The organism is Paractinoplanes toevensis, assembly GCF_018332695.1.
Classification (GTDB): domain Bacteria; phylum Actinomycetota; class Actinomycetes; order Mycobacteriales; family Micromonosporaceae; genus Actinoplanes; species Actinoplanes toevensis.
Genome location: NZ_BOQN01000103.1, coordinates 1 through 11,877, shown reverse-complemented (window position 1 = coordinate 11,877; position 11,877 = coordinate 1). Strand labels below are relative to the sequence as shown.

Below are 11,877 nucleotides of genomic sequence, written 5' to 3'. Positions count from 1 at the left end.
ATCGTCACATTTACCATCATCTATTCATAGGCTCCTCCTGACGCGTCCTACCGGACGTGCATTCCCCTTGGGAGGACCTACATGGTCAGGTGGCGGATTCTGGTGGGCACGGCGGTCGCCGTGCTCACCGCGGCGGCGATGGGCGCGACCGCGTCCCCCGCCTCGGCGGCTCCGACCGGCAGCGGCGACAGCGTGGCACCGACCACGAACGTCGTCGGCGGCACCCGGGCGACACAGGGCGAGTTCCCGTTCATGGTGCGGCTGTCGATGGGCTGCGGTGGCGCCCTCTACAGCTCGACGATCGTGCTGACCGCGGCGCACTGCGTCGGCTCGACCGGCACGAACACCTCGATCACCGCCACCCTCGGCGTGGTCGACCTCAACTCCACCAGCAAGATCACCCGGAAGTCGAACTACGTCTACCGGGCGCCCGGCTACAACGGCAACGGCAAGGACTGGGCGCTGATCCGCCTGGCCAGCCCGGTGACCGGCCTGGCCACGCTGCCGCTCAACACGTCCTCGACGTACGACACCGGCAACTTCACGATCGCCGGCTGGGGCGCCGCCACCGAGGGCGGCAGCCAGCAGCGTTACCTGCTGAAGGCGACCGTGCCGTTCGTCAGCGACGCCACCTGCAACTCGTCCTCGATGTACGGCGGCGAGGTCATCGCGAGCAACGAGATCTGCGCCGGTTACACCGCCGGTGGCGTCGACACCTGCCAGGGCGACTCCGGCGGCCCGATGTTCCGCTCCGGCGCCAGCGGGCTGGTCCAGGTCGGCATCGTGAGCTGGGGCGACGGCTGCGCCCGCCCCAACAAACCCGGCGTCTACACCCAGGTCAGCTACTTCGCGTCGACCATCGCGGCCGCCGCCAGCAGCCTGGGCGGTTGATCCAGGTCTGAGCAAGTCACCCTGGCTCACGCCGGAGGCCCCCCGAATGCGCGCTGCCGGCTGTCCCTGGCCCGACTCGCCGGCGCCGTGCGCCACGGCCCCGCAGCCCTCGCTGCGGGGCTGTGGCTCATCACTCGTCTTCGTCTTCTTCCGGGTCCTGGTTGGCCTCGGCGCCCAGCACGAACGCGAGCATGGACAGCTCGTCGCCGGTGGGCCAGACGTAGGTCGGGAGCTCGGCCGGGCCCAGCTCGCGCACGTGCGACCAGAACTGCCGGACCGCTTCGGCCGGGGTCGCGGCCTCGATCGGCATCGCGACGCTGACCAGCCAGGTCGGCAGGCCGGCCGCGCTCTCCCCGCGCAGCTGCGCGGCCAGCCGGCGGAACGTCTCGGGCTCGACCTCCACCGGACGGGCACCGCCGAGGCCCTCAGCCGGCAGTGGGGCGTCGAACTGCCGCCGCAGGTAGGTCAGGGTGAGGTCGTCGCCCTCGGTCTTGGCGGCGCGGCCCAGGGCCACCACCTGGTCGTCGGCGACCAGCAGGACCTCTTCGTCGGGTGCCACCGCGCCCGCCGCGCCCGCCACCGTCACGACCTCGTTGTGGAAGAGTCGCTCGGTCGCCCACTGCTCCGCCGGAATGATCACCGCCCACTGCGCCATGCGCTCAATCTCATCACGCGTGGATCGGAGCAACCCAGCAGCCCGTCAGATGGTCGTCCACCATGCCCGTGGCCTGCATCAACGCGTAGGCCGTGGTGGGGCCGACGAACTTGAAGCCGCGTTTCTTGAGCGCCTTGGCCAGCGCGATCGACTCCGGCGTGGTGGCCGGCACGTCGGCCCGGGTGGCCGGCCGGGGCGGTCGCGGCACCGGGGCGAACGACCACAGCAGCTCGGAGAGCCCGCCCTCGAGGTCGGCGGCGACCCGGGCGTTGTGCAGGGTGGCGTCGACCTTCATCCGGTTGCGGACGATGCCCACGTCGGCCATTAGGCGGGTGGCGTCGGCCTCGGAGTAGGCCGCCACCTTGTCGATCTGGAAGCCGTCGAACGCGAGCCGGAACGCCGGGCGTTTGCGCAGGATGGTGATCCAGGAGAGGCCGGACTGGAACGCCTCGAGGCTCATCCGCTCGAACAGCGCGTCGTCGCCGCGCAGCGGCTGGCCCCACTCGGTGTCGTGATAGCCCACGTAATCGGGGGTGCTGCCGCCCCAGAAGCAGCGGGCGCGGCCGTCCGCACCGACGACCAGGCCGGTTTCGTCTGTCATGGCGACCACCGTAGGGCCACCCTCTGACAGTTTCTTACGGCAGCTTGCCCTGCTCGACCAGGCGGCCGAACTTCTTCAGCGCGGCGGTGAAGCTCAGTTTCGACCCGGGCCAGAGCACCGGCCAGGCGACCTTCCCGACGGCACCGGCCGGCAGGTGGAACCACTCGTGCAGGACCACCTGGGTGCGGTCGCCGGACATGGCCGTGCAGCGCATCGCGCCGGGACCGCGCAGCACCTTGCCGCAGTGCACGACGCGAACCTCGTACGGCGGATTGACCTTGACCACCCGGATCTCGTCGCGCAGCGACGCGGGACCGATCGCGGTGATCGCCTCGACCAGGCTGCCCTCGCCGCCGTCCCCCTCGACCACCCGGACCTTGGTGAACGGGATCCAGGCGGACTGCTTCTCCCAGCTCAGGAACGCGGCGAAGACCCGGGCGGCCGGTGCGTTGACGATGACCGTGGCGGTCACCTCACCGGTTCCCGGACTGGCGGCGTCGCCCAGCCCGTCGACCGGGCCGGGGGCGCTCACCGCGGCTCCGCGGCCGGCGCGGACTTCTCGGGCTCGGGCTCGACCGGCACGTCGGCCTTGACCGGCTCGAGCTCGATCACCGCACCGTCGGTGACCGGCGCGGGCGGAACCGCCGCCACCGCGGCCTCACGGGCCCGGCGGAGGGCGTCGGCGTCGGCGGTACGGCCGTCGCGCAGGGCCGTCACCTCGGCCTCGAGCACGCTGATCAGCTCGCCCTTGTAGCCGATGTCGTAGGCGGCCCGCTGCAGCGCCTGGTCGACCTGCGACATGCGGTAACCACGCCAGGTGGTGTCGAACTTCGTGCCGGCGATGTCGTCCTCACCGAGCGGCCGGTCGGTCGGTAGCGGCACAGCGCTGCCATCGGGTTCGACGGGTGTCAATCCGGAGTCGCCTCCGCTCATCATCACGGTCACACCGAAGACGATCGCAGCCACCACCAAGGCGACGACGATGAACAGGAGAAGCTGACCCATGCGGACGATGTTGGCATGTCCGCTCGAAGCTCGCGAGCCCGCCACCCCGTCCGATAAGTCAGGTCCAGGTCAGGATCTTCTTACGCCAGGCGTACAGGATGCCCAGCGCGAGCACGGCCACGAAGATCGCCATCTCGGTGACCGTGGCGGCGCCGAACCCCGGCCGGTCGAACACGACCGCCCACGGGAAGAGAAAAACGGCTTCCACTGCGAAAAGCACATAAAGGTACGCATATACGTAGTAACGGATCTGGGCCTGTGCCCAGTCACCGCCGACCGGATCGATGCCGCTTTCGTACGCGATGTACTTGCCGGGCGGCTCGGCGGGGTTGGCCGGCCGGAGCAGCCGGTTGGCCGCGAACGCGCCCACGAAGACGATCACGCCGGCCCCGATGACCAGCCCCAGCGTGGCGTACGAACCCAGATATCCGTCCACGACGACAGCCTAGTTGACCGAGTGACACGGGCGACCCGCCGCATGGTGGACACTCCTGGAACAGGCGAGCCTGACCTAGCTACTGTGGTCAACGGCTTGCGACCGCGTGTAAGGAGCGCCGACGTAGGCTGGAAGTGACGATTGCGGGCCGGCCCATCGATGTGCTTTCTCGCTTGGCCGGCGCCCCCTGGGAGGTTGGAAACGTGGCCGCTGGAGCGAAACGAGTCGAACAGCTCGACCGGGTGGTAATCCGGTTCGCGGGCGACTCGGGCGACGGCATGCAGCTGACGGGCGACCGGTTCACGTCCGAGACCGCGCAGCTCGGCAACGACATCTCGACGTTGCCGAACTTCCCGGCCGAGATCCGCGCACCAGCCGGCACCCTGCCCGGTGTGTCGAGCTTCCAGGTGCATTTCGCCGACTACGACATCCTCACGCCGGGCGACGCGCCCAACGTGCTGGTCGCGATGAACCCCGCCGCGCTCAAGGCCAACGTCTCCGACCTGCCCTCCGGCGCCGACATCATCGTGAACACCGACGAGTTCACCAAGCGCAACCTGGCCAAGGTCGGTTACGCGGTGAGCCCGCTGGAGGACGGCTCGCTCCACGACTTCGCCGTGCACCCGGTCGCGTTGACCTCGATGACCGTCGGCGCGCTCAGTGAGCTCGGCGTCTCGAAGAAGGACGCCGAGCGGGCCAAGAACATGTTCGCGCTCGGCCTGCTGAGCTGGATGTATTCGCGGCCGTTCGAGTCGACCCTGCGGTTCCTCGAGCGCAAGTTCGCCAAGCGTCCCGACCTGGTCGCCGCCAACAAGGCGGCCTTCCAGGCCGGCTGGAACTTCGGCGAGACGACCGAGGACTTCTCGATCCGGTACGAAGTGAAGCCGGCCAAGATGCGCCCCGGCACCTACCGGAACATCACCGGCAACCAGGCGCTCGCGCTCGGGCTCGTGGCCGCCGGCGTCCGGTCGAAACTGCCGGTGTTCCTCGGCGCCTACCCGATCACCCCGGCCTCCGACATCCTGCACGAGCTGTCCAAGCACAAGAAGTTCGGCATCACCACGATGCAGGCCGAGGACGAGATCGCGGCGATCGGCGCGGCGCTGGGCGCCTCGTACGGCGGTGCCCTCGGGGTCACCACCACCTCCGGCCCCGGTGTCGCGCTCAAGGGTGAGACCATCTCGCTCGCCATCGCACTCGAACTGCCGCTGGTGATCGTCGACGTGCAGCGGGCCGGGCCGTCCACCGGCATGCCGACCAAGACCGAGCAGGCCGACCTCAACATGGCGCTCTACGGCCGGCACGGCGAGGCGCCGCTCGCGGTGATCGCGCCCAAGTCGCCGTCCGACTGCTTCCACGCGGCGATCGAGGCCGCGCGGATCGCGCTGACCTACCGCACGCCGGTCATCCTGCTCTCCGACAACTACGTGGCCAACGGCTCCGAGCCCTGGCTGCTGCCCTCGTCCGACGAGTTGCCCGACCTGACCGTCGCGTTCACCACCGAGCCCAACGGCGACGACGGCCGCTTCCTGCCCTACCTGCGCGACCCGTCGACCCTGGCCCGCCCGTGGGCCATCCCCGGCACGCCGGGTCTGGAGCACCGGATCGGCGGGCTGGAAAAGGCCGACAAGACCGGCGACATCTCGTACGACCCGGCCAACCACGAATTCATGGTGCGCACCCGGGCGGCCCGGATCGAGGCCATCGAGGTGCCCGACATCGAGGTGGAGGACGACGACGAGAACGCCAGCGTCCTGGTTCTCGGGTGGGGCTCGACGTACGGTCCGATCGGCGCGGCCTGCCGGGCGCTGCGCCAGCGCGGGCTGCCGATCGCCCAGGCGCACCTGCGGCACATGTCGCCGCTGCCGGCCAACCTCGGCGAGGTGCTCAAGGCGTACGACAAGGTGGTCATCCCCGAGATGAACCTGGGCCAGCTCGCCCACGTGATCCGGGCCAGATACCTCGTCGACGCGGTTCCGTTCAACCAGGTCAGCGGCCTGCCCTTCACCGCCGCCACCCTGGAAAGCATGCTCGAGGACGTGGTCAAGAATGGCTAGCCCCACCATCCCCCTGACGCCGGTGAAGCTGACCGCCAAGGACTTCAAGTCCGACCAGGAGGTCCGCTGGTGCCCCGGCTGCGGTGACTACTCGATCCTCGCCGCCATGCAGCGGTTCATGCCCGAGCTGGGCATCCCGCGCGAGAAGACCGTGTTCATCTCCGGCATCGGCTGCTCGTCAAGGTTCCCGTATTACATGAACACCTACGGGATGCACTCGATCCACGGCCGCGCCCCGGCCATCGCGACCGGTCTGTCCTCGTCCCGCCCCGACCTGTCGGTCTGGGTGGTCACCGGCGACGGCGACGCGCTCTCGATCGGCGGCAATCACCTGATCCACGCGCTCCGGCGCAACGTCAACCTGAAGATCCTGCTGTTCAACAACCGGATCTACGGCCTGACCAAGGGTCAGTACTCTCCGACCTCGGAGCTCGGCAAGATCACCAAGTCGACCCCGGCCGGTTCGGCGGACTCGCCGTTCAACCCGCTGTCGCTGGCCCTCGGCGCCGAGGCCACGTTCGTCGCCCGCACCATCGACTCGGATGCCAAGCACCTGCAGTCGGTGCTGCGTGCGGCGGCCGAGCACGAGGGCAGCGCGTTCGTCGAGATCTACCAGAACTGCAACATCTTCAACGATGGCGCCTTCGAGCTGATCAAGGACGCGTCCACCCGCGACGACCACCTGATCCGCCTGGAACAGGGCCGGCCGATCACCTTCGGCAGCGAGCAGCAGTTCTCGGTGGTCCACCCGGCGGGCGCCTTCGGCCTCTCGGTCCGCGACTCGGCCGCCCTCGACGGCGAGTCCCCGGTAACCCACGACGCCACGGTCGACGACCCGGCCTACGCGTTCGCCCTGTCCCGGCTGTCCGGCTCCGACCTGAACACCACCCCGATCGGCGTGTTCCGCGACGTGAAGCGCCCCACCTACGACCAGTTGGTCCAAAAGCAGCTGGAAGACGCAAAGGCCCAGGTAACCGGCACCCCCGACGAGATGCTCGACGATCTCCTCAACGCCGCCGACACCTGGACCATCGTGTAGCCAACAATCACGAACAATGGCGGTGAGCCCTCGGGCTCACCGCCATTTGTCTGGGCGTCGGTAGATGCGGCCGACCTCCCGGTCTCGGATCACGTCGGACATCTGAGCGCGCTTCAAAATGCTCTCGCGGATGAAGAAGTGGCCGATATTTCCTCCGCCGGTCAGATGCCGCGAGGGACCGGTGTTGCCAGGCGCAAGTGCCAGGAATATGCGTTGCCGACCGGCGATCAGTCGGTTTACCCACTCACGCAGAATGAAGGGCCAGGGCCGGCGCAGCTGGGCCCCGGCCCGGCCTCGGCGGGAGCAGGTCCGTGCCACGCCAGGCCGTCACGTCTGACGAACTCAATCTTGCGGTTGGTCCTCAGACCGTGACGCCGGTACTTTCGTCGGCGCGGATGTAAACCAGCATGTCGCCGGTTTCGATGGTCACGATCTGTTCGCCGCCCAAGGGAAGCACCTTTCCGCGGCGGATCAATGCGACCACCAGCGTCGCCAATTCGCGGGGGTTTCGGCCTACCTCGTTGCGTTCCGCGCTGCGCATTGCCAATGCCATTCCCTGGCCCGGCGTCAGCAGATCTTCGACCACGTCGATCAGCGGTGGGGCCGTTGTCGTCAGGCCCAGCAGGCGGCCGGCGGTGGCCGAGGAGACGATCACGTGGTGGGCGCCGCTCTGCTTGAGCAGCGCGGCGTTCTCCTGCTCGCGGACCGCGGCGATGATGCGCACCTGGCCGGCGGTCAACTGCCGGACGGTGAGGCTGATCAGCACCGACGCCTCGTCGCTGTCGGTGGCGATGATGACGGCCTTGCAGTTCTTGACGTCGGCCTCGTTGAGGACCGCCGAGCGGGTGGCGTTGCCCTCGACCGCGACCAGGCCGTTCGAGGCGGCCTGGCGGACCCCCTCCTCCCGGCTCTCCACCACGATGATCCGGGCCTTGTCCCAGCCGTTCTCCAGCAGCGCGGCGACCGCTGCCCGGCCTTTCGTGCCGTAACCGCAGACGATGACGTGGTCCTTCAACTTTCGCCTCCACCGGCCGACCCGCAGGCTGTTGCGGTACTGGTCGGTGAGCACCTCGAGGGTGGTGCCGACCAGGATGATCAGGAAGAGCACCCGCGCGGGGGTGATCGCCAGGATGTTCACCAGCCGAGCCTCGGGGGTGAACGGGGTGATGTCGCCGTAACCGGTCGTGGAGAGCGACACGACCGCGTAGTAGAAGCAGTCGAGGAGGGTCAGGCCGTCCTCGTTGATGTCTCGGTATCCGTCCCGATCGACGTAGATGATCAAGACAGTGACCAGGACGAGCGTGACGGCCAGTGCCACCCGGACGGCGAGCGCACGAAGGGGACCCTGGCGGACCAGGGGCAGATGGATCATTTCTCGTCCCGCACACGCACACCATAGCGGCCGTGTGCCGGGCCGCCCCTCAGGACATCACATAAACGATCGTTTAGGAATACTCGTCGGTAGGTTGCCGCAGGCGACGGAAAAGCCGATCGACGCTCTTGTATGCGGATCGTAGCGATGCAAACACTGCGCGTATGGTCCGACGCATCGTCCTCGCCGCGATCCTCAGCCTCGGAATCGTGCTGGTGCCGTCCGGGGTTGCCTACGCCGCCGCCGACAAGACCGCGGTCCTGTCCGGCTGGACCCAGCCCACCGCGAGCAGTACCAGCGCGTGGAACTCCGCCCGGCTCAACCGCGACCCGTGGAAGTCCTACAACTTCGACTGGTCCACCGATTACTGCTCGGCCAGCCCGGACAGGCCGCTCGGTTTCGATTTCACCCTCTCCTGCTGGCATCACGACTTCGGCTACCGCAACTACAAGGACGTGGGCGCCTTCCCGGCCAACAAGGACCGGGTCGACAACACGTTCTACGCCGACCTGAAGCGGGTCTGCACCACCTACAGCAGCGTCGTGCGCCCCGCCTGCTACAGCCTGGCGTGGACGTACTACGAGGCCGTGCACCTGTTCGGCTCGCTCAACGCGGTCAAGAAGGCCGACCTCAAGAAGGCCGAAGCACTGATCCGATGAACCGGGCGGCACCGTCCTCCAGGTCCGGATGCTCGACGGCCAGCGCCATCGCCACGATCCGATCAAAACCTTGACCGACCCCCTCGGCGTACGCGGCGTCGAACGCCGCGTCGCCGAGGGAGGTACGCAGCGAAAGCTGCTGCGCCGACCAGAAACTTCCGAACATGGGCGTACGCCGAGCTCCGCGCGCCGCCTCGGCCCCGCCGAACAGCACCGCCGCCATCCCCGGGTCACCGCCGAGAGCACAGCGCACCGCGATCGCCGCGACCGCGTCGGCGGCGGCACCCCGGTACCCGTGCCGCAACCGCGACCGCAGCGCCACCACCAGGTGATCGTGCGCGGCCACCAGGTCCCGGCGGCGCAGCGCCACAATCCCGAGCAGCCAGTCCACGGTGCGCCGGCCCCGATCCTCCGGCCGGCCGGCCTCCCACTGGCGGGCCCCGCCGAGCAGGTCGGCCGCCTCGTCCAGAGCGTCGCGCCGGCAGAGCAGCTCGGCCAGGGTCACCACGGCGGGCAGCGCCGCCTCGGCCACCCCGGACCGCTCGGCCTGCCCGATCACCTCACGGCAGAACCGCTCGGCCTCATCGAAGTGCCGGCTCTCCAGCGGCGTCAACCGGCCCCCGACCAGCGCTCGGACCAGCAGGTCCTGGTTGTCGGTGGCGCGGGCGATGCGCTCGGCCCGCTCCAGGAAACGGTTGCGCTCCTCCCGGTCGTCGGCGAGCCCGGCGTGCGTGAGGTAAGCGGTAGCCAGGGTGGCCGGGGCGATCTCGGCCTCGTCGAGCCGGCGGTACAGCCGGAACAGCAGGTCCCGGCCCTCACGGGCACCGCCGTGCTCCCGCCACCACGGGTCGAGTGCGCTCGCCAGCCGCAGCCCCGCGGCAACGTCGCCCTCGGCCGCCGCCCAGCGCAACGCCGCCCGCCACTCCGCCACGAACGGCGCCAACGCGGTGAGCGACACCGTGCGCGGCTGGCCGTCCGTGTCCACCGTCACCGAGTCGAGCGTGTGCAGCGACCATGCCACGTGCCGGTCCCGGGACGCGTGCTCGTCGCCGGCCGCCGAGAGCTGGCGGGTCGCATACGCCCGCACCTGCTCGGACATCCGGTAGAGCGGGCCGGGAACCACCTCGATCAGAGACTTCTCGGTCAGCTCGGCCAGCGAACCGAGCGCGTCGTGGCCGCACCACTCCACCGCGGACAGGTCGACCGCGCCGGCGAAGACCGAGAGGCGGCGCAGCAGGCCGGCCGCCCGGCCGCTCAACGTCCGGTACGACCAGTCCAGGCTCGCGGTGATGCTGTCGTGCCGCTCCCCCATCTCGCCCGACACCGGGTCCAGGGCGGCGATCGGATCGTCCAGGCGAGCCGCGAGCTGCCCGGCCGTGAACATCCGCAGCCGGCCGGCGGCCAACTCCGCGGCCAGCGGCGACCCCTCCAACCGGGACGCCACCCGAGCCAGGTCGGTGCTCTCCTCGGCCGGTCCCGGCCGACCACCGCGCGCCGCCGTGGCCCGCTCGCAAAGCAGCGTGAACACGTCGGACGGCGACATCGGCGGAATCCGCCACACCACCTCGCCGTGCACACCCAGCGGTTCCCGGCCGGTGACCAGCACATCCATCTGCGGACAGGCGGACAGCAGCATCCGCACCAGGCCCGCGCACGCCGCCGGGGCCGCGTCGCACGTCTGCAGGAGCAGCAGCATCCGCCGGTCGGCGCACTGCTCGAGCAGGGTCTCCAGCACCGGCCGGCCCGGCTCGGCGCGCAGGCCGAGAGCCGCGGCCAGGGCGGGGGCCAGGCCGGTTGCCGCGCTCACCGCGTCGACCGTCCAAACCCCTTGCGGGTACGCCGTGAGCACCCGCTCGCCCACCGCGACCGAAAGTCGCGTCTTGCCGGAGCCGCCCGGCCCGGTGATCGTGACGATCCGGTTGCGGGTCAGCAGGTCGGCCAGGTCGGCGGCCTCGGTGCGGCGGCCGACGAACGAGGTCAGCGCGGCCGGAAGGTTGTGCCGGGGGCTGCCCGGGGTGCGCGGGCGAGGGAAGTCCCGATCGAGGCCGGCCGCGATCACCTGGAAGAGGCGCTCGTCATCGTCGAAGCCGCGCAGGCGGTGCGGTCCCAGGTCGAGAAGATCGACCCCGGCCGTCACCGTGGGTGTGGGAGCACTGTCGGTGAGAATGGACGAGGCAGTGGCGCCCGAACACAGGATCTGACCGCCGTGCGCGGCCGCCGCCACCCGGGCGGCCCGGTGCACCTCGACGCTCGCGTACTCGTCACCGATCGGGGTGGCCCACCCGGTGTGCATGCCCATCCGGACACGCGGCATGGCGTCCCGGCCCGGCCAATCGTGAGCGGACAGTCGCCGCTGAGCCTCGACGCAGGCGGCGAGCGCGGCGCCCGCATCCTGGAACGCCACGAAGAAAGAGTCACCCTCGGTGAAGAGCTCGACACCGCCGAAGTCACTCAGCGCAGCGCGCAACACCGATCGATGCGCGCCGAGAACGGGGCCGTAGTCGTCGCCGAGCATCCGGGCCAACCGCGTCGAGCCCTCGATGTCGGTGAACATAAAGGTCACCAGCCCGCTCGGCAGCTCGGTCCGTCCCGACACGGTGAACCTCCGCCTCCTTTGGGAAGTCGTGTCCCATGCTGCCGTATCACTCTGTCACCGTGCATCGTAGAAACGGACGGTAACGATCTACACGCCATGACCGACCCCGGACGGAGGATTTCCCGCTCGGAGTCATCGACGTTCGCTAAGCACTACGCGTGACGTAACGAAATGGATCGACCCAAGTCACGCCGCAGTTGGTCACATCCGGCCGACCGTTCGGATGTACCCTTCCGGGTCTTCTGCGGCAGCGTCTCTCCACGTCGCACACTCACTCCGTAGAGTAACGACGCCCACGATCGCCAAACACCGCGAGCGACCGTAGCTCACCCGAACGATCACCATGCGTACTCGAAGTGACTCGCGAGTAGCGACCGCGGGGCCGCCGAGAGGCTCGGGCTACGCGGAGGCTTCGGCCGTCGGGAAGCTTCAGCCGCACCGAAGCGCGGGCTCATGCAGAAGCACCCGACCACGCAGAAGCCCAGCCACGCAGAAGCGCCCGACCATGTAGAAGCTCAGCCACGCAGGAGACCGGCCCACGCAGGAGACCGGCCCACGCAGGAGAC

At 69.4% G+C, this 11,877-nt stretch carries 11 protein-coding genes; 4 read left to right on the top strand and 7 right to left on the bottom strand.

The features are described 5' to 3' along the window. Positions 1–81 precede the first annotated feature (81 nt). On the top strand, positions 82–891 hold the full coding sequence (locus tag Ato02nite_RS38800; RefSeq protein WP_213011690.1) for a serine protease: 810 nt from the start codon (positions 82–84) through the stop codon (positions 889–891). A 130-nt stretch (positions 892–1,021) separates the two neighbouring features. Here Ato02nite_RS38800 and Ato02nite_RS38795 read toward each other — a convergent pair whose 3' ends face one another. Genes Ato02nite_RS38795 through ndhC form a run of 5 tightly spaced genes read right to left on the bottom strand, consistent with a single transcriptional unit; the run spans position 1,022 to position 3,588 of the window. Continuing rightward, on the bottom strand, positions 1,022–1,546 hold the full coding sequence (locus Ato02nite_RS38795; RefSeq protein WP_213011689.1) for a hypothetical protein: 525 nt from the start codon (positions 1,544–1,546) through the stop codon (positions 1,022–1,024). 13 nt (positions 1,547–1,559) lie between these two features. Next, entirely contained in the window at positions 1,560–2,147 is a 588-nt protein-coding gene (locus Ato02nite_RS38790; protein ID WP_213011688.1) for a DNA-3-methyladenine glycosylase I, read from the bottom strand. A gap of 34 nt (positions 2,148–2,181) precedes the next feature. Beyond that, positions 2,182–2,679, bottom strand: a complete 498-nt coding sequence (locus tag Ato02nite_RS38785) for an SRPBCC family protein (RefSeq protein WP_213011687.1) — start codon at positions 2,677–2,679, stop codon at positions 2,182–2,184. Continuing rightward, positions 2,676–3,152, bottom strand: coding sequence for a DivIVA domain-containing protein (locus Ato02nite_RS38780; RefSeq protein WP_213011686.1), 477 nt, complete (start codon positions 3,150–3,152; stop codon positions 2,676–2,678). The genes Ato02nite_RS38785 and Ato02nite_RS38780 overlap by 4 nt, the downstream gene beginning before the upstream one ends. 58 nt (positions 3,153–3,210) lie before the next feature. After that, positions 3,211–3,588 carry an NADH-quinone oxidoreductase subunit A gene (gene ndhC / locus Ato02nite_RS38775; protein ID WP_213011685.1) on the bottom strand — a complete coding sequence of 126 codons (378 nt, stop codon included), beginning with the start codon at positions 3,586–3,588 and terminating at the stop codon, positions 3,211–3,213. Positions 3,589–3,791: 203 nt separating this feature from the next. Here ndhC and Ato02nite_RS38770 point away from each other — a divergent pair, with 203 nt between their 5' ends. Further along, a complete protein-coding gene (locus Ato02nite_RS38770) occupies positions 3,792–5,645 on the top strand; it encodes a 2-oxoacid:acceptor oxidoreductase subunit alpha (protein ID WP_213011684.1) in 1,854 nt (617 codons plus the stop codon). Next, positions 5,638–6,684: a 2-oxoacid:ferredoxin oxidoreductase subunit beta gene (locus Ato02nite_RS38765; RefSeq protein ID WP_213011683.1), complete on the top strand. Its 1,047-nt coding sequence runs from the start codon at positions 5,638–5,640 to the stop codon at positions 6,682–6,684. Before Ato02nite_RS38770 ends, Ato02nite_RS38765 begins: the two co-directional genes overlap by 8 nt. A 361-nt stretch (positions 6,685–7,045) precedes the next feature. On the opposite strand, the gene Ato02nite_RS38760 is transcribed toward Ato02nite_RS38765, so the two are convergent. Continuing rightward, positions 7,046–8,056 (bottom strand): potassium channel family protein, encoded by a 1,011-nt coding sequence (locus Ato02nite_RS38760; protein ID WP_213011682.1) that lies wholly within the window; start codon positions 8,054–8,056, stop codon positions 7,046–7,048. Positions 8,057–8,220: 164 nt separating this feature from the next. On the opposite strand from Ato02nite_RS38760, the gene Ato02nite_RS38755 reads away from it, so the two are divergent. After that, positions 8,221–8,715, top strand: coding sequence for a phospholipase (locus Ato02nite_RS38755; RefSeq protein ID WP_213011681.1), 495 nt, complete (start codon positions 8,221–8,223; stop codon positions 8,713–8,715). Here the strand turns inward: Ato02nite_RS38755 and Ato02nite_RS38750 are convergent. Continuing rightward, complete coding sequence (locus tag Ato02nite_RS38750) at positions 8,687–11,311, bottom strand: adenylate/guanylate cyclase domain-containing protein (protein WP_213011680.1); 2,625 nt, start codon at positions 11,309–11,311, stop codon at positions 8,687–8,689. The two genes, Ato02nite_RS38755 and Ato02nite_RS38750, sit on opposite strands and share 29 nt — an antisense overlap. Between the last annotated feature and the right edge of the window lie 566 nt (positions 11,312–11,877).